Consider the following 17,354-nt stretch of genomic DNA (forward strand, 5'->3'; position numbering starts at 1 on the left):
TTGTTGCTCAGGATATTATAAATAATGTTAAACTAAAGTGTTGCGGAATTAAGGTCTATTATGAAATTATCGTTTTTACGTGTCGCATTCCTTCTGTTTTTCGTATGTGGCGCAATGAGCGTATCGGCTCAGAAGCAGACTGAAGGCAAGTCTTCAGTATTCATAGATTATTTTGCTCATCCGTCTAACGTGAAGGATTCTTGGGCTGAGGCTCTTCGCAGTAAAGTGATTGAAGGCATCCAGGAGACCAATCGCGTTCTTATCACTGACGTTGATGCAGAAGACGCTTTGAGAGTAGAGAAAGCACGTCGTGAGAATGGCGAGCTGTCGGCAGAAGGCGACGCTTCTCGTCTCGCTGTGATGACACAGCTCGGTGCAAACTATCTGTTGCAGGGCACAATCACATCATTGTCTGTAGACCACAAGCGTTCTGACGACGGCAAGACAGAATGGTATGCTGCTGTAGTAAACTATACATTGAAGGTTGTTGACCCGAAGAACGGCACAACTATTGCTTCAAAGACATTCAAGCATGGCGAGAGCGTTGCTGAGATGGCTACCGGCGACACACCGGACGCAGCTGCTGTAGACGTTGCCAAGTTCGCACGCAAGGCTGTTCGCGCTTTAGTTGACGAGGCTTTCAAGCTCAATGGTACTATCCTCGAAATCAACGCTACAAAGGGTGCTGAGGCTAAGCAGGTGTACATCAGCCTCGGTTCTGCTCATGGTGTAGACGGCAAGGCACGTTTCAAGGTCTACGAGCTTCGCACTGTTGCCGGCCGCAACTCACGCAAGGAGATCGGCGAACTTAAGGTGAGCGCTGTTGAGGGCGAGGACCTCACACTTTGCGACGTTGTAAAGGGCGGCAAGGAGATAAAGGCTGCTATGGACGCTCAGCAGAAGATTGAGGTTGAGGTGTTCCATAAAGTATCATTACTTGACAAGGCAAAGAAGGTAATCTAATTAGACTTTGTTTATAAAAATGGCATGACTTCATTGAAAAAATGGAGCCATGTCATTAGTTTATATCGGCACGAAAACAGAAATATTTTATCTTTTTAGCTATGACCAGAATAATCTTATCTCTCTTATTCGGACTCTTTTTCTGCACAAATCTAAGTGCAGAAGTCTATTCTACCGATGCTACATTGGTGTCGCAGGACGGTAATATAATCACAGTACGTTCTTCAGCCGTTGCTGACAAGAAGAAGGACGCTGCGCTGCTGGCTGCCAAGTCGGCTTTTCATACTCTGTTTCATGCTGGTATAGAAGGCGTGAAGGACGGCACGCCTATGGTTGCTGTGGAGCGTAACGACTACGACTATCGCTTTTTCTCTGAGTCGCGCTACATCAACTACATCACAAGCGCGGTAAAGACCGTTGGCGACAAGAAGGTAGGCAACAAGGTGCGTGTCACGGTGCAGCTCTCGATAAACGTGAAGTCGCTTATCGCCGACTTGCAGCATAACAACATGTCGATATCTCCGTCGTGGGGCGTGGCAAGTGCAAAGAAAAGCACATCGGCGCTCAACCCTACTATCGTTATTGTGCCTGGTCTGAAGGCGAGCGAAGGCTCCGACTTCCAGGCTATGCTTGAAGCCATTGACGCAAGCGAGGCAAAGAAATACGCTCTCGACAAGATGACTGGCGAGTTTACAAAGAAAGGTTACAAGACTCGTAACTTCGTATCGCAACTGCGCAACTCGAAGAAAGATGAGATGATGCGCACGCAAAGCCAGTCGGACATCAATACAATGATTGTGCAGCAGCTGCCTGGCGACATCATCGTCACCGTTGATGCAGCGGTTGTTACAGATGCAAACAACCAGATGGAGTGTCAGTTGAGCATAAGCGCTGTGGAGAGTCAGACAAACGGCAATCTTGCTTCTGCTACATTCCCCAGCGGAAAATACTATAAAGGCAATGTGAGCGAGTCGGAACTCGTCGACTATGCCTTCAAGAAGATAAAGGCCGACTTCTTCAACCAGATAAAGACATCGTTTGAGGCTATGGTGAGCCAGGGCAGAGAGGTGTATGTAGACATGACAATCTCTAACTCTATCGACGATTGGGACTTCGATCAGGACAGTCCGTCTACCGGCGACAACTTCAAGGATGTGCTCGACGAGTGGTTGCGCAGCCATGCGCAGAACAGCGTCTATGACATGAGCAACAACACTGATAAGTATATACACATGACCGTGAACATCCCGTTGTGGAATGTGGAGCGCGGACGCTCTTACACGTTGTCTAACTTCAGCAGCGATTTGAAGAAATTCCTCAAGACTCAGTTGGGCGACGGCTATAAGGCTTCTGTAACGGCACAAGGACAGAAACTCGAAATTATGATTCAATAACTCTATATAAAGGTGTTTTATGAAAAAGACATTCTTACAGATCATATTCCTATTCGTTGCAATGGTAGGATATGCACAAAGCGATATACACTTCACCATATTGAAGTCGGAGACAAAGGGCTTGTCTGAGGATGTTGTTGATGCGATCGACCTTAAGCTGCACCAGGTGTTCAACCGCAACAGTGCTGCTGCAGCCGATGTGTACAACGTATTCGCTGTTTCGCCGTCGTTGTCTCTCGACAAAGTGCTGTCTACAGACGGCGGCATGGTGAGAGACGTGTCTTTGGCTCAAGGCGAACTGGTGCTTATCGCCAAGAACATCATCGACGGTGCAGAGTATTACAGCGTGACGATTCCAGTTCAGGGCGAAGCTGTAGGCAATAAGGAGAAGGCTATGCTCTCGATGGTGAAGAACATAAAGGTGACTGCACCTGCCTTCACGCGCTTCATCAATACGGCGCGCAAGAAGATTGCTGACTATTACGCTAACAATTGCGCTTTCATTCTGCAGAAGGCTCAGACCCTTTACAACCAGAACCATTGTCAGGAGGCAGTGAGCTATCTGTCTGCCGCTACAGCCAACGTGCCTTGCTACGACCAGGCTGCGGCTTTGCAGAAGCAGATTCTTGAGAATATGGACAACACTCCAGAGCCTGTCGTCGTAGAGAAGGTTGTGGAGAAGGTCGTAGAGAAACCGGTTGTTGTGGAAAAGGTTGTAGAGAAGCCTGTTGTGGTGGAGAAGATTGTAGAGAAGCCTGTTGTAGTGGAGAAGGTTGTGGAGAAACCCGTTCCGGCGCCAGCACCTGTCGCTCCAGAGTGCGAGATAACCATCTCTAAGAACGACCTCGACTTCCGCATTCTCAGTTGCACGGGCAATCCTACGCAGAAATGCATCACCATAAAGGCCGAATACGTCAACAATAATGCGAATATCTCTAACGGCGACATCGCAATGAACGTAGTGATCGACGACAACGGACGCGAACTCACTCGTGAAAATATGGCTGTTACCTCTAACGATTCGTCATACGAATGGGTGAGCATGCCGGCACGCGTCAAGCTGAAGCATGATTTCTACATCATCAACTACGACCATCCTATGGAGACTGTGTCTTATCTGAAGCTTAAAGTGCGCGATGGTATAGTGGAGATTCGCAACTTGAAGGTTAACTGGTAATAATTAAGTATATTATGAAAAGAATATCATTGGCTTTGTGTCTGCTTCTTGCTGCGTGTTGCATGACATTGGCACAGGACAAGGTGGTGGAGCGTAGCGCAAAGAAGACTCCCGAATGGCTTAACCAAGCCAACGATGGAGCGTTTGTAGTTACAGTCACTGCCAGTTCTCTTGCCGACGCTCAGGTGAAGGCGATGACGGAGGTGACAGAACGCATCATTCTCTCGGTGGCAAGCAATGTCAGTGTGTCGCAGCGCAACGAGTCGAGCGAGGTTGTGGAGAACGGCAGCGTCGATTCGCGCGACGAGTTCACACGTCTTTCAAAGATAAAGTCGGCTAACCTGCCTTTCCTCAAGGGCATTTCGCCAAACAAGATTGCCGGCATCTATTGGCAGCGTATGTTCAACAAGAAGACTGGCAAGGGTTATTACGAGTATTCGGTGCTCTATCCTTACTCGCGCAGCGAGCAACTCACGCTTCAGGCTGAGTTTGAGGCTCTCGACAAGGAGATGACTGCCAAGTACGAACAGCTGGAACAGAAGTTGAACAATATAGAAGCGGTGGAAGACATCAAGACTGCCATCACCGAGCTCGACGCTCTGAAGGCTTACTTCTTTGATGATGTGCGTTTGGAGCAGGTTGACGGCTTGAAGAAGCGCTATCGTCAGCTTTATGATGCGCTCAGCCTCACTGGAGAGTTCGTTAAGCATGGCGAATACCACTGCCAGCTACTGTTGAAGGGCATGCCTGTCAAGGTGTCTACGGTGCCCACACTGAAGTCGAACTGTGCTTCGCAGCTCAATGTGCGTCCTACAGCCGACGGCAAGTTCGTCATCACATACGACGATAGCGACTGTATTGAGGACGAAGAAAACTTCATCAATGTGCAGTTGCGCCTCGACGGTAAGCGTCTTTCGCATAAGTTCTCGCTGGCTGAAGCCGGCGCAGGCAATGCCGACCAAAGGCTCTCGCTTGTTCCTGAAGGAAAGGTAATGCTGACAGCCGCAATGGTTGACGCAGCCGCACGTGAAGTGACCGACATCACCGTGCGCCTTACTGTCAACAACCGCAATGGCAGCAAGTTTGCGGTGAAGAGTCTTGAACTTAATGTGCCCGACCTCGCCGTTCCGCTTATCTTCGACAATGCAGACGCCGTCTATTCTACAAAAGGACTCATCCAGATAAAGATGCTGGCGAAGGGCGATTGCTCGCTGCGTAAGGTGAAAAAGGGCGACTTTGCATTCGTTAACGGCACGCTCACGGTCGTAAACCCCAACACCGGAGCTATCGAACCTATCAAGGTCGCGTTGCAGTATTCTACAAATTGGGAGTAGACTGGTTTTCGGGTTCTAAACCTTAGTCTGAAAATGTTTCAGATTTAGTCTTGATAAAGTTTGGACCAAGAGATTTGAAGAGTGAAAGAATTAAACAAAATAATTAATAATTATTTAAACTGAACTATTATGAAACAGAGAATTTTTAATGTATTACTGGCTATAGCCCTTGTGTTCTGCGGCACATCAGTAGCTTTTGCTCAGTCGAAAGCGTTGGCAAAGGATGTAAAGAAGACCTGCAAAGAGTGGAAGAAGGCAGGTTGGTCATTGTATGCCACAGCTTCTACAATGGAGTACGCATTGACAAAGTATCGCACATACGTTGAGGCTGACCCTGACAACCACCTCGTGCTTACAGGTCTTGCTGTAGGCAAGAACCCGAAGATAGGTCGCGATAACGCCATGATGAACGGCATCACAAGCTATGCAAGCCGTGCAAAGGCTCAGGTTGTAGGTAAGATGAAGAGTGTTATGTCGTCTGATGCAAGCGATCAGTCGGGTATGGAAATAGACAAGTTCGGTGCTGCTTACGAGTCGGGCGTCAACACAAAGATTTCTGGTCTTGTAAAGGTACACTTCATGCTCGTTCGCGAGAAGGGCGGCGTTAAGGAGTTCCAGGTTTACATGACTCTCGACGAGACTGCTGCTAAGAAGGCTCGCGAGGAGGCTGCAAGAGAAGCAAAGAAGAAAGCAGCCCTCGACGACCTCTCAAATCAGGTTGAGGAGTTCATCGGTGAGCCGGTACCGGCAGACGAGTAATTTCTTAGAGATGTTTTATCCAATCCGGGGAAGGGTAGACTCGTCTGCTCTTCTTCGGATTTTTTATACAATGATTAACTAAACGAAACCCGTACAAATGAAAAGATTGATATTATTTGCTTTAGGTGCAACGTGTTGTATGGGGACTCAGGCACAAGTTGTAGACGACGATTTCGACAACTTCATAAAGACTGAGGTACAGTCGTTCGACAAGTTCATTGACGATGCCAACAAGCAGTTCATCAGTTTCCTGCGCAATCCTTGGAAGGAGTTTGAGGCAAAGAAGCCGGTGGAGAAGCGCACCAAACCGGAGCCGGTGAAGCCGGTCGTATACGACGAGAAGAAGGACCCCGTAGCGCCACCCGTGGAACTTGATATCGAGGACATCCTCGGACAGTCTACCGGCGAGAGCAAGCAGCGACCGCAGGGCAAGATTAATGACGGCGAGAAGGTTGGCTTTGAAAAGCCGCAGCCTAAGCCTGCGACTCCGACAGCTAAGCCTGCAACTCCAGCTACCAAGCCTGCAACTCCGACAGCTAAGCCTGCGACTCCAGCTCTCAAGCCTGCGACTCCAACAGTTAAGCCTGCGACTCCGACCGCTAAGCCTACGACTCCAGCTCTCAAGCCTACGACTCCTACTCTCAAGCCTGCCACTCCAACAGCTAAGCCTGCAAGTCCTACTGCCAAGCCTACGACCCCTGCAGCCAAGCCAACAACCCCGACACCTCCAACCACTCCGCCAGCAGTGGTGCCGGTGCCGACCGCTAAGCCTTCTGCACCTATGAGCGCACTCTATAAAGAGTCGTCAGAGAAGCAGATGATTAACTACTGCGGACAGAGAATTTACGTAGACAAGTCGCTGAAGGGAGTATGCTCTATAGGCAATATGCGCGAGAAGGCTGTTGCCGATGCTTACGAGGCGATGTGCAAGGCCGACTACAAGCCGTTGCTTGCCGACTGTCGTCAACTGAAGAAAGACCTCAAGCTCAACGATTGGGGTGTGTTCCTCTTTGTTCGCGACGTGTCTAATGCCCTTTGTGCCGACGCACATGCGTCTGTTGTAATGCAGCAGTTCCTACTCAACGAACTTGGATATAAGTCGAAGATGGCGCGCCGTGCCGACCGCGACCAGATGCTTCTCTTCGTAGCGACCGACTGTAAGATGTATGGTCGTCCTTATTTCACTAAGGACGGACTCAACTATTACAACCTTACAAGCGACGAGACTTGCCAGTTCTATATGTGTCAGGAGGATTCGCCGAAGGCAAAGAGCAACATCGACATGCAGATAACTAACGCTCCGTTGCTCAATTCTGGAATGGTCAACTCCGTACACAAGAATGGTGCGGGCACAGTGGCTGTATCTGTCGACGTTCCCAAGTCGCTGATGCTGTTCTACAAGAGTATGCCGCAGTGCGACTATAGCGTGTATGTGAATGCGAAGGTGAACCCGGCTGTTGCCGACAGATTGCTCTCGTCGCTTGCTCCGATCGTTGAGGGCAAGAGCGAGACCGAAGCTGCCAACCTGCTCATCAACTTCGTGCAGACCGGCTTCAAGTACGCCACGGATCAAGAACAGTTCGGCTATGAGAAACCGTTCTTCGTAGAGGAACTATTCTACTATCCCTACTGTGACTGCGAGGATCGTGCGGTGCTCTATTCATATCTGGTGCGCAACCTGCTGAAACTCGATGTCGTGTTGCTCGATTATCCTAACCATATCGCCACAGCGGTATGCTTCAACGAGAATGTGTCGGGCGATTTCGTCATCGTAGAGGGAAAGAAATACATAGTTTGCGACCCTACTTACATCGGTGCATCCATAGGAAAGGCAATGCCGCAGTTCAAGCGTGTGGCTGCCAAGGTCTTGAAATACTAAGACTTTAAAAAATGCAAAAACGGCATATCCTTGTTTTGGGGATATGCCGTTTTTGCGTGTTTTGTTTACTCAACTATTTCTGCTTCTATCCAGCTGTCGAGCAATGCTTTTGCGTCGTTTTCTGCCGTAGCGTCGTCGACGTCGTATTCCTCGCAGAGCAGACGTTTCAGCGTCTCAGCGTCGAAATCCTTGTCCTTAACGCTTTCCCAGAGGAAAGCCGAACTCTCGTTCATGCTTATAATCTTTGTGAAGTCGATGTTCTCTTTGCCTTCTGCAACGATAATACTCTCGCCGCAAATGTCCTTCAGGACGAAACCTTTCTTTATCTTCATATTTCTTGGTGTTATTAAGCTGAGCCAGGCCTTTTTAGACCTTTCTAAGCCTTTTTAGGCCTTTCTAAGCCTTAGCTAATTCTTTTTACTCTTTTACCTTTTTACTCTTTTACTTTCTACCTTTCCAACCTGTTTACTTTTCTATATATGTACAGCAGGTAGCGGCGTATGGGCAGCAGTCGGGTCCAGATAGCCGAATAGATGCGCCATTTGCGTCCTGAGGTATAGTCGGGCGTGCTGCGTCCTTTGCGGTAGAACGCCAGAGCGATGCCGCGTATGTCTGCCAGCGTACACTCCTCGGTGCCGAGATTGCCGTCGCCGCGCAGCGTCACCTTGTCGCCGTCGATATTCACGATGCGGTGCAGCACGTACGTCTTCGGACTTATCTCTGCCAGCACAGCGTCGCCGCAACGCACGGTGGTGTGTTTGCCAAGTATCGCTTTGTCGCGTCCGTCTTCGAGGAACGGGCGCATGCTGAAGCCTTTCAGTTTGAAGGTGACGGTGTGCCCTTGGTTTATCATCTCCACGAAGTACGGTATCAGTTGTGCATTGTTGTACTGTCTTATTTCTTTTTCCATGTTGAGATAGGGTGGTGGTGAGGTGGTGAGGTGGTAAGATGGTGTGGTGGTGAGGTGTTGAGATGTGTTGTGATTTTACTGATGGGGTGCTGTCAGCGTCTTGAAGCTCACCTCTGCTGCCTCCTTGTTGGGCAGACAGTGCAGCGCATAGATGTACTGTGCAGCCTCAATGAGTCGTATCACGGCGTTGTATGTGTTGCGGAACACCACTTTGTCCCACTTCATCGTAGAGCAGGCAGGCAGAATGTATGTGAACGCCTTTGTAGGCGCCAGACGCTCCACGCGGTTCTCCTTCGCGCGCACTATCTGCGTTAAGGCTCCGATCGGTGCCTTAATGTTGCGGTAGCACGGCGTCTTGCCGCTCCACGGACTGCCGTAGATGTACGCCTTGCCGTCGATGACGCGCACCACGGGGTTGTCGTCGTTCATCAAGTCCGATCCCGGTATGTTGTCGAGCCAGAGCTGCGTGTGCGTGCTCTTGCCCGTGCCGCTCTTTGCGGTGAACGCATAGCCATAGCCGCCGTTTCTCACGAGCGAAGCGTGTATGAGCAACGTGTCGAAGAAGCTGCCGCGGAAGGCGTAGAGCATCATCAGCGCATTGTTCAGTCCGAACTGGCGCATCTGATAGTCGCCGTTCAGCGCACAAACGCCCTCGCTGAAATCCTTGTTGGTCTGCAGCAGACAGCAGCTGCGTCCGTGTATGTCCTTCACTATATACTGGTAGCCGCCGTTGTCGAGTAGGTCTACTACGGTGTCGCCGTTGCCCGTCTCGAACGTGTCGATGCGCTCGCGGCGGTTCTTATCCACGGGAGCCAGCGTGTCGTCCACGCGCAGCGTAAAAAGAAAATCGTCGTTTGAGCCTTCCTTCTTGAAAGGCTCGAACGACGGTAACAGTTCGGTGTTGTTCTTTCCGTTTTCGGCAAAGACAACCCTCACGTTATGTTCTGCGATGCAATAGTCTGCTATGATATCCATTATTTCTTCTTCGCCTTCTTTGTCTGCAAATCGGCACGCTCGCTATCGTCTGGTACGAGACAGCTGTATGTAAAGTCGTGCTTTGTGACGTATTTCACGTTGTAGTGTCCTCTTGTTGCGTAGCGCTTCTTTATAGCCACGTATTTCTTCTCTATCTCCTTGCGTGTCTTTGCGAAGTAGGTTACGCAAGTGGGGGTGGCGAATCCGTTAGCCTTCAGATGGTCGCGCAACTGGAACGAGTAGTTGTTGCGGCTGTAGAGAAAGCCTGTCTTGGTGTCTACCCAAGCCGAATCGAGCTGCTGAATCTCTGTGATGTACACCGTAGAGTCGTTGAACGATGTGGCTACACCGTATACGTAGAGTCGCTCCTGCTTCTGCAGTGCGAACATAAGCGACGGCATGAGCAGCAGTGCCAATGCCAGTAATGTGCGAATCTTCATTTCTTTCCTTGTTTTCTGTTGTTTCAGCGGCGCTGTCAGTTTTGGTTGCGTCGCAGCTTTATCTGCCCAGGTAAGCCTTGAGCAGCTTGTTCTTTGTATTCTGTTTCAGCTTGCGTATAGCCTTCTCTCTTATCTGGCGTACACGTTCGCGTGTGAGTCCGTACTTGTTGCCGATTTCCTCCATCGTGCATTCGGGCTGGTTGATGCCGTAGAAAGCCTCTATCACGTTGCGTTCGCGCTCGTTGAGCACGGAGAGGGCCAGCGCAATCTCCTCGCGCATCGACTCTATCACGAGCTGGCTGTCGGTAGACGGCTCGTTCTCGCTCGGCATAAAGTCGAGCATGCTTGCTCCGTCGCTCTCGGTCATTGGCGCGTCTACGCTCACCTGTCGTGTGTCCACCTTCAGCACGTCCTCAATCTTTTCGTGCGGCATATCGGTCTTTTCGGCTATCTCGTCGATGCTTGGTCGGCGTTCGTTCTCCTGCTCAAACTTGTTCAATATGCGCTTTATCTTGTTCACGCTACCCACCTGGTTGAGCGGCAGACGCACCACGCGGCTTTGCTCTGCGATGGCCTGCAGAATGCTCTGTCTGATCCACCATACTGCGTACGAGATGAACTTGAAGCCGCGTGTCTCGTCGAACTTCTCTGCAGCCTTCAGCAGTCCGATGTTGCCCTCGTTGATGAGGTCGGGCAGCGAGAGACCCTGATTCTGATATTGCTTTGCAACGGAGACAACAAAACGCAGATTCGCCTTTGTCAGCTTCTCAAGAGCCTTGCGGTCGCCGTTCTTTATGCGGTGGGCGAGCTCCACTTCCTCTTCTGCGGAAATCAGCTCTTCGTGGCCAATCTCCTGAAGATACTTATCGAGCGAGGCGTTCTCTCGATTTGTAATCGATTTGGTTATTTTAAGTTGTCTCATTAAGTGTTGCTTTTTTTGATATTATTTTATTGTTAAAAGGGTAGGTGCGCTTTGGGCGCATCGTTCTGCAAATTTAACCATTTCTCTCGGTTGTCGCAAATTTTAATCTATTTATTTTCGGTTGCGGGTGCAATTAACAAAAAAGCGGAGGTCTTTAGGGCCTCCGCTTTGTATCTTAGTAGCCTATGACATTCCTGTCGTAGGCTACTATTGTTTAGTCCTCAAGCGGCACTGCGAAGTAAGCCTTCTTGCCGGTAGGATAAACGCCCTGGATGTAGAGCACGGGGTCTTTGCTTGTAGAAGCCTCCTTCACGGCGTTCTGCAGATCCTCGATAGTCTTCACGGCGCTGTCGTTGACGCGCTGGATGATGAAGCCCTTTGTGATGCCTGCGTTCTTCAGCTTGCCTGCGTTCACCTTCAGCACCTCCAGACCGTAGCCAATGTTCATCTGCTCCTTCTGGGCGTCTGTAACGGCGCGGAAGTTGCCGCCGAGCACGTCGAGGTCAGCCTTCTTTACGACCTGCGTGTTGCCCTTCTCGTTCTTCAGCGTCAAGGTCTTTGTAGCCTTCTTCTTGTCGCGCAGATAAGTGACGGTCACCTTGTCGCCCGGGCGTTTCTTTGCGAGCACCTCCTGCAGTTCTGCCATCTTGCCCACCGGCTTGCCGTCGATAGCAGTGATGACGTCGCCTTCCTTCATGCCAGCCTCTTCAGCCGCACTCTCCTCAGAAACCTTGGCTACGTAGATGCCCTCCATTGTGCCGAGGTCTACGTCCTCGCCCTTGTCCTTCTTGGCGTCAACATAGTTCTTCACGTCCTGACCCTGGATGCCGATGAGCGCGCGCTGCACGGTGCCGTACTGCTTCAGGTCGGCTACCACCTTATTCATGATAGAGGTAGGAATAGCGAAGCCGTAGCCGCTGAACGAACCTGTCTGCGAGTAGAGCATGGCGTTGATACCGATAAGCTCACCGCGAGTGTTGACGAGTGCGCCGCCCGAGTTACCGGGGTTGATGGCAGCGTCGGTCTGTATGAACGACTCCACGCCGTTCTGATAGAGCGAGCGAGCCTTAGCGCTCACGATGCCCGCCGTAACGGTGTTCGTAAGGTTGAACGGGTTGCCCACGGCGAGCACCCATTCGCCCACCTTGATGTCGTCGCTGTTGGCGATGGTGATAGCCGGCAGGTTCTTGCCGTCGATCTTGATGAGCGCCAGGTCAGACGCCTTGTCGGTGCCGATGATGCGAGCCGAGTATTCCTTGTTGTCGTTGAGCGTAATGGTCAGTTCGTCGGCGTCAGCCACCACGTGGTTGTTCGTTACGATGTAGCCGTCGGTAGAGATGATGACGCCCGAGCCAGATCCCTGCTGCTTCGGTGTGCGCACGCTGCGCTTCTGCTTACCGCCGTTGCCCTGCGGGTTGCCGAAGAAGCCGAACGGGTCAGAGAAGAAGTCGGAGAACGGGTCGCTCTCCACCTCTACGGTCTGCACCTTCGAGTTCTTTGTGCTGAGGATATGCACCACCGACGGCAGCGACTTCTCTGCTGCGTACGTCAAGTCGACGGGCTGGGCAGGCACGGCAGCCGATGTAGCCGGCGTAGCGTTCACCTTTAGTAATGTTCCTGTAGAGAAGGCAAAGGCAAGAGCGCTCATTGCCACAACAAAATACTTAGAATACTTTTTCATAGTTCTGTTTATTTTCTTGTTTGTTATTGTTTTCTAATCGTTTGCGACCTACTTAACGCTGTCGTCCGGTTTGACACATTGCCGTTCGTGTGGGTCGAGCGGTGTTAAAACAACAGCGTTTCTGTTTTCGTGGTTGCAAATTTAGGCGCAAAAATTGTTAATCTGACAAATTGACATGCATCTTTATCCCATTTTAACACTACAATTTAACATATTAACGGCTGTTAGAAAACAAATGCTCGTTTTTTACTTTTGTTTTATATCTGCCGCCTCCCTGCGTCTCATGTTGGGGAAGTAGCGCAGTGTCAAGTAAAGTGTAGCAATCATACCGATAGCTCCGCCAGCATAACCTATATATTCTATAGATAGTCGGCTCACCACCAGTCCGCCTATGTATGCGCCGCTGCCTATGCCGAGGTTGAAGATGCCAGAGAAGATAGACATGGCGATGGACGTGGCGTGCTCAGGCGCAAAGCGTATGGTGTTGTCCTGAAAGGCTATGTTGAACGCCGTAGCCATGGCTCCCCACAAGATGCAGACGGCGAGGATGTACGCCATGCCCGTAGCCGCAGCCTGCAGCAGAAGCATGCACAAGGCAGGACCTAACGTGACGGCAAGCATGAAGCGGCGGCGGTTAGACATATAGTATTTTGAGAAGGCTATGCTGCCGAACATGCCCGAACCGCCGAACACGATGAGCACCAGCGTCACGGTGTCGGGCGCCATGGCTGCCACCTTGCCCAGGAATGGCTCGATGTAGCTATAACCAGTGTAGTGGGCTGTAGCGAAGAGCACCGACATGATGAACACGCCCAGCAGCACGCGGTTGTGCAGCAGCGTCGGAAGCTCCTTGAAGGCGAACTTACCTCGACTCTGCAGCTTGGGGAACACCATGAGTATGAACACGAAGATGAGGGCGGAGATGATGGCGATGCTCAGAAACGTCATTCGCCAGCCTACATAAAGTCCGACCACACGACCCAGTGGCAGACCTACAACCATGGCTACCGACGAACCGGTGGCAATGGCGCTCAGTCCTAAGGCACGCTTTCCGTCGGGCACGGTACGTACGGCAAGTGGCGGAGCAATCGACCAAAATATGGAATGGGCGCACGCCACACCAATGCGCGAGAGCATCAGTGTGTAATAGCCTTCGGCAAATGCCGATGCAACATGGCTCACAACAAACAGGGCTATAATGGAGAGCAGAAGCCGCTTTAGCTCCATCTTCGACACCATTATCATCAGCGGCAGCGACATTATAGCCACCACCCATGCGTACACCGAGATGAGCAGACCGGCGCGCGCCTCGCTGATATTAAGGTCGGTGGCTATGTCGGTGAGAAGACCGATAGGCATAAACTCGGAGGTGTTGAACACGAACACGGCAAAGGTAAGCCCTACAAGGGGCAACCATCTGGTAAAAGATTCTTTGTTTTGCATCCTAAAAATAAAATGTGTTACTTGTTATTCTTTTTTACGCTGCAAAGTTACGCAATTAATAAGGTATAACTGCAACATGTAAACGTTTAACGTTGCAGAACGTGATGCAAATCAAGCGAAGGCCGCAAAAAATCTTTCCCTAAATTCTTAAAATGTGGCAGAATAGGGATATTCATAACATTTTATAGGGAAATTTCTCTTGTCGTTAGTCGAATTTATCGTAAATTCGCAACATTAATCAAAAAAACATAGAACAATGAAGAAGTTTTTAATGGCAGCCCTAGCGCTGCTTACATCGGTGCTCGGCGTGCAGGCGCAGGGCTATCAGGACTATAGAGACCATAACTACGGCAGCCGCCGCGACTACTCCATGTATGCCAATCGCTACGATCGCTTCGGCATCGACGGCGTGTATATGGGCATACGCATCGGTCCGTCGTTCACCACCGTCGACTCCGACGACAAGGCGCTCGACGGAGGCAACACGCAGACCGGTCTCAACCTCGGCGTGTTCGGCGGAATGCAGCTCTCGCCGAAGGCTCCCGTCTTCATCGAGAGCGGACTGATGTATGTAGAGAAGGGCGGCAAGAACCTCTATGAGGGCAAGAAGGTGACCTACAGTCTTCACTATCTCGAGATACCGATCGTCGTGAAGTACGCCATACAGCTCAACGAGCACTTCTCTGTGCAGCCGTTCGCCGGCGGTTACTTTGCGTTCGGCGTGGGTGGCAAGGCTAAGAACTTCGGCGACCGCGAGGTGTCCAACTCCTTCTCACACCATTACTTCAAGCGCTTCGACGCTGGTCTGCGCTTCGGTTGTGGCGTGACGTACGACCTCTTCTACGCCGACCTCACCTACGATGTCGGACTCTCTAACATCTGTCACGACGAGTTCGACACATCGCACAACCGCAGCCTGTCGCTCAGTTTGGGTGTCAATTTCTAACATTTTATAGTGCATTTGTAGCCTATTAGTAGCGGAGGTCTCCGGCCTCCGCAGCAATCTGAGTATGTAATTTGACTTGGTGCTGCGGAGGCAGGAGACCTCCGCTACTGTTAGTTTAATAAAAAAACGACCAAAAATTGCTCAAAATGCACAATTTTCAGTAACTTTGCAGTCTGTTGGAAACAGTGTCTCGGTTCTGTCGCTGCTGTGCATAGGCGCAGGAGAGGAAAGTCCGGGCAGCACAGGGAACCCCACTTCCGAAAGTAGAAGCTGTCGGCGACGGCAGGTGTCGGTAGAAGAAAACAACCGCCACGCCTCGTGTGTGGTAAGGGTGAGAAGGTGGTGTAAGAGACCACCAGCCGGTGGGTGATCATCGGGCTGTACCATCTGGGGGCTGCAAGTTCATGTATACCATCGTTTGAGGGCGTCCCGTCCGACCATAGCGACGGTGGAGGGTAGAATGCTGGAGACGCAGGGCGACTTGCGTAGTAGATAAATGACAGAAGGCTCGCGGCGCAGCAATGCGGCGCGAGAAACAGAACCCGGCTTATAGAGACACTGTTTCCAACTTTTTTTGTTCTGATTTTTTACTGCGGATTAATCTAAAAAGCGGATTAATATCTGCATCCTTGCTGAAGTAAAAATAACAACGGATTAATCGGATTAAACGGATTTCTATTGCTGAGATAAAGCGGATTAATCGGATTCTTTGCTGAAATAAAAATAACAACGGATTAATCGGATTAAACGGATTCTATTGCTGAAATAAAAATAACAACGGATTAAACGGATTAATCGGATTTCTATTGCTGAGATAAAAATAACAACGGATTAAACGGATTAATCGGATTTCTATTGCTGAGATAAAGAAATCGGATTAATCGGATTCGGTGGGTGCCTTCAAGGGGGTGCACTTGTCTCAAGTGCACCGACAAAGCTGATGGTATTCATTTGCTCGGTCGGTGCATTGCTTGCTCGGTCGGTGCATTGCTTGCTCGGTCGGTGCACTTGAGACAAGTGCACCCCCTTGAAGGCACCCAAAATCCGCTTAATCCGTTTAATCCGCGTTAATTCAACTACCCCCAAAATCCGCTTAATCCGTTTAATCCGCGTTAATTCAACTAAATCCAAAGTTAAATCCGTTGTCGATTCAACGCAGCTTAAAAATCCGCAGTTGGTTCAAAAAAAACGAACTCCGTTTAATCCGCTTTTAATTCGGACTGAAACGGAGTTCGTTCTTAATTCGATATTTCAGTTTACTTGATAACCTTCACAGTCTTGCCGTTAGCCAGACGAACGATGTTGATGCCCTTCTGGAGGCTGTTGACGCGAGCGCCACCGAGAGTGTAGATCTCTGTGATAGTGCTGTTGTCAGCTGCGTCAACTGAGTTGATGCCGTCCACAACATCCTTGTTCACGAGCTTGATGTACTTGTAGAGAGCGTTCGACTGCTGGTTGCTGCCCTCACCGCTACCGATAACAATCTCAGTGCGTGTGAAGAAAAGGCCCATGTTGTTAGCGTCTACCTTGTTCTGACCGTTAACAGTAACACCAGTTTCCTTGTCGATTTCGATGTTTACCTCGTTCTCAGTGTCGAACTTGCCAGAGTTTGTCCTCTCTGCACCCTCACCCTCGTAGTAAGCCTGCAGCTGCTTGTCGGCAACGGTATAGTAGATGTGGAAGTTTTCACTCCATGAAGTAGCGTCGAGACCTACAGAGAGGAGGTCCTCAACGTCGCGTGTGCAAGAAGTGACGTCGATAGACGCAACGAGCTTCTGCTTCTCCCAGTTGATAGGAGTGCTGAGTGTGAAGCCATTGCCGTCAGCCTGGTAGTTCTCCTTGAGCATAGTCTCGTTAGAAGGCTTCGGATCAGGCTCAGGGTCTGGGTCGGTAGTTTCAACGGCTGTGCCCTTGAAGGTAACGTTCTGCAACTCGGTCATGTTCACGCCCATATACTTTATATAAAGGTCAATTGACTTGTTGTTTACAGAGCCCTTGATCATCTGCCAGTATGCGTTCATTATAGCAGTACCTTCAGTAGAAGCGTTGCCGCCGAGCACAGCGTGTGCGAAGCCGCTTTCGTCGTTGAACGAACCGTCCTCATTTACGTCAATCTTGTAGTCTACGGTGTAGTCGGGGAATGCGTAGCCGTTGAATACGTGGTTCTTTACCTCGAACTTCAGACCGTCGTCAGTCTTTGTCACCTTGATCTCACCTTCTGTCGGTGTGTATCCGCCGTCGGTGTCAGCCCATGTACCCTTGTAGGTCACGCCTGTTGTGAGGTCGGCAGCCATAGCTACGACTGTGAGCATCAGCAACGAAAAAAGAGTAAAAATTTTCTTCATAATAAATCGTTTTTAGTTTGTTAAATGGTTTTTATTGGTTTAATTATAATGTTTGTTCGAGTGTTTGCGTTATGCAAAGTTATAAATAATCGTTGAATAACGGAAGAAAAAGCAAGAATTATATTAAAAACTCATTAGTGTCCCGTTAAAATCGGGACCAGTTAAATATTAATCAAATAACCCCGG

15 protein-coding genes and 1 other RNA gene are annotated in these 17,354 nt (G+C 50.1%); 8 read left to right on the forward strand and 8 right to left on the reverse strand.

What is annotated here, in order from left to right:
* The first annotated feature begins 60 nt into the window (after positions 1–60).
* The 6 genes from KTQ90_RS10260 to KTQ90_RS10285 all read left to right on the forward strand — a co-directional run bounded on the left by KTQ90_RS10260 (position 61) and on the right by KTQ90_RS10285 (position 7,506).
* The gene (locus KTQ90_RS10260; protein ID WP_217318343.1) at positions 61–963 is read left to right on the forward strand and encodes a hypothetical protein; all 903 of its coding nucleotides are present in this window, start codon (positions 61–63) and stop codon (positions 961–963) included.
* Positions 964–1,064: 101 nt separating this feature from the next.
* Positions 1,065–2,357, forward strand: a complete 1,293-nt coding sequence (locus tag KTQ90_RS10265) for a DUF6175 family protein (protein WP_217318344.1) — start codon at positions 1,065–1,067, stop codon at positions 2,355–2,357.
* Between the two features lie 19 nt (positions 2,358–2,376).
* On the forward strand, positions 2,377–3,534 hold the full coding sequence (locus tag KTQ90_RS10270; protein ID WP_217318345.1) for a hypothetical protein: 1,158 nt from the start codon (positions 2,377–2,379) through the stop codon (positions 3,532–3,534).
* Positions 3,535–3,548: 14 nt separating this feature from the next.
* A complete protein-coding gene (locus tag KTQ90_RS10275) occupies positions 3,549–4,868 on the forward strand; it encodes a plethodontid receptivity factor PRF (protein ID WP_217318346.1) in 1,320 nt (439 codons plus the stop codon).
* A 129-nt stretch (positions 4,869–4,997) separates the two neighbouring features.
* Positions 4,998–5,627: a hypothetical protein gene (locus KTQ90_RS10280; protein WP_217318347.1), complete on the forward strand. Its 630-nt coding sequence runs from the start codon at positions 4,998–5,000 to the stop codon at positions 5,625–5,627.
* 139 nt (positions 5,628–5,766) lie between these two features.
* Entirely contained in the window at positions 5,767–7,506 is a 1,740-nt protein-coding gene (locus KTQ90_RS10285; protein ID WP_217318348.1) for a hypothetical protein, read from the forward strand.
* A 65-nt stretch (positions 7,507–7,571) separates the two neighbouring features.
* On the opposite strand, the gene KTQ90_RS10290 is transcribed toward KTQ90_RS10285, so the two are convergent.
* The 7 genes from KTQ90_RS10290 to KTQ90_RS10320 all read right to left on the reverse strand — a co-directional run bounded on the left by KTQ90_RS10290 (position 7,572) and on the right by KTQ90_RS10320 (position 13,877).
* Positions 7,572–7,838, reverse strand: coding sequence for a PqqD family protein (locus KTQ90_RS10290; RefSeq protein WP_217318349.1), 267 nt, complete (start codon positions 7,836–7,838; stop codon positions 7,572–7,574).
* A gap of 116 nt (positions 7,839–7,954) precedes the next feature.
* A complete protein-coding gene (locus tag KTQ90_RS10295) occupies positions 7,955–8,416 on the reverse strand; it encodes a peptidase S41 (protein WP_217318350.1) in 462 nt (153 codons plus the stop codon).
* A 75-nt stretch (positions 8,417–8,491) separates the two neighbouring features.
* On the reverse strand, positions 8,492–9,391 hold the full coding sequence (locus KTQ90_RS10300; protein ID WP_217318351.1) for a hypothetical protein: 900 nt from the start codon (positions 9,389–9,391) through the stop codon (positions 8,492–8,494).
* Positions 9,391–9,831 (reverse strand): hypothetical protein, encoded by a 441-nt coding sequence (locus tag KTQ90_RS10305; protein ID WP_022157540.1) that lies wholly within the window; start codon positions 9,829–9,831, stop codon positions 9,391–9,393. Before KTQ90_RS10305 ends, KTQ90_RS10300 begins: the two co-directional genes overlap by 1 nt.
* Before the next feature lie 58 nt (positions 9,832–9,889).
* Positions 9,890–10,753: a sigma-70 family RNA polymerase sigma factor gene (locus tag KTQ90_RS10310; RefSeq protein ID WP_217318352.1), complete on the reverse strand. Its 864-nt coding sequence runs from the start codon at positions 10,751–10,753 to the stop codon at positions 9,890–9,892.
* Positions 10,754–10,967: 214 nt separating this feature from the next.
* On the reverse strand, positions 10,968–12,434 hold the full coding sequence (locus KTQ90_RS10315) for a Do family serine endopeptidase (protein ID WP_217318353.1): 1,467 nt from the start codon (positions 12,432–12,434) through the stop codon (positions 10,968–10,970).
* Positions 12,435–12,680: 246 nt separating this feature from the next.
* The gene (locus KTQ90_RS10320) at positions 12,681–13,877 is read right to left on the reverse strand and encodes a sugar transporter (RefSeq protein WP_217318354.1); all 1,197 of its coding nucleotides are present in this window, start codon (positions 13,875–13,877) and stop codon (positions 12,681–12,683) included.
* 256 nt (positions 13,878–14,133) lie between these two features.
* On the opposite strand from KTQ90_RS10320, the gene KTQ90_RS10325 reads away from it, so the two are divergent.
* Positions 14,134–14,823: a porin family protein gene (locus KTQ90_RS10325; protein WP_022157544.1), complete on the forward strand. Its 690-nt coding sequence runs from the start codon at positions 14,134–14,136 to the stop codon at positions 14,821–14,823.
* A gap of 182 nt (positions 14,824–15,005) precedes the next feature.
* An RNA gene (rnpB, locus tag KTQ90_RS10330) (RNase P RNA component class A) lies at positions 15,006–15,389 on the forward strand.
* Positions 15,390–16,079: 690 nt separating this feature from the next.
* Here the strand turns inward: rnpB and KTQ90_RS10335 are convergent.
* Positions 16,080–17,168, reverse strand: coding sequence for a hypothetical protein (locus tag KTQ90_RS10335; RefSeq protein ID WP_217318355.1), 1,089 nt, complete (start codon positions 17,166–17,168; stop codon positions 16,080–16,082).
* Positions 17,169–17,354 lie beyond the last annotated feature (186 nt).

The sequence above is a fragment of the Leyella stercorea genome (assembly GCF_019052365.1).
Taxonomy (GTDB): Bacteria; Bacteroidota; Bacteroidia; order Bacteroidales; family Bacteroidaceae; genus Prevotella.